Origin of the sequence: Cellulomonas citrea (genome assembly GCF_009829685.1) — a bacterium.
GTDB classification, from domain to species: domain Bacteria; phylum Actinomycetota; class Actinomycetes; order Actinomycetales; family Cellulomonadaceae; genus Cellulomonas; species Cellulomonas citrea.
Window position 1 is genome coordinate 1 of record NZ_VWSD01000347.1, and the last position, 666, is coordinate 666.

Annotated in this window: 1 protein-coding gene; it reads left to right on the plus strand. The window is 62.9% G+C overall.

Annotation, left to right across the window (positions count from 1 at the left end; translation table 11 throughout):
- Window positions 1-164: 164 nt before the first annotated feature.
- Window positions 165-666, plus strand: a 502-nt coding sequence (locus F2B26_RS16645; RefSeq protein WP_159811207.1) for an MBL fold metallo-hydrolase, incomplete at its 3' end; no start/stop codon positions are given.

Consider the following 666-nt stretch of genomic DNA (forward strand, 5'->3'; position numbering starts at 1 on the left):
ATCGGTTCCGCCGCCGTCGCCGCAGCGCTGCTCTATGTGAACAAGCGCAAGGAAAAGAACAAGGGCCCCACGCAGCCCGGTCCGATCCCGTCCGGAGAAAATCCCGAGACCGATTGAGGCCCATGGCCGAGAGGGAAAGAGATATGCGAAAGACGAGCGGGATCGTGGCCGCATTGCTGGCCTACACTACCACGCCCACTGCGGCGCAGGATACGCCTGACATGGAGATGTGGCGTCTTGATTGCGGCAAGATCGAATTGAGCGACGCCGGGCCGTTTTCCGATACCCATCTCTACGATGGAGAGGAGCGCGCGCTGACCGACAGCTGCTATCTCGTCCGCAATGGCGACCGCTACCTGCTGTGGGACACCGGCTTTCCTGCTGCACTGAAGGGCAATAGCGAGACCCAGTGGGTGTTCACGGTCAGCCTCACGCAGACTATCCCCGAGCAGCTGGCCGAGTTGAACCTGCAGCCGGGCGACGTCGATTTCGTTGCGATCAGCCACTACCACGACGACCATATCGGCCAGGTGCAGGACTTCCCCGAAGCCGAACTGCTGATCGGTGCGGCCGATGCAGAGGCGATCACATCCGGCAGGATGGATGCAACGCGCGCCCAGTTCGCGCCCTTCCTGGCAGCGGGCGCAACCGGCAAGGTCCGCCGCA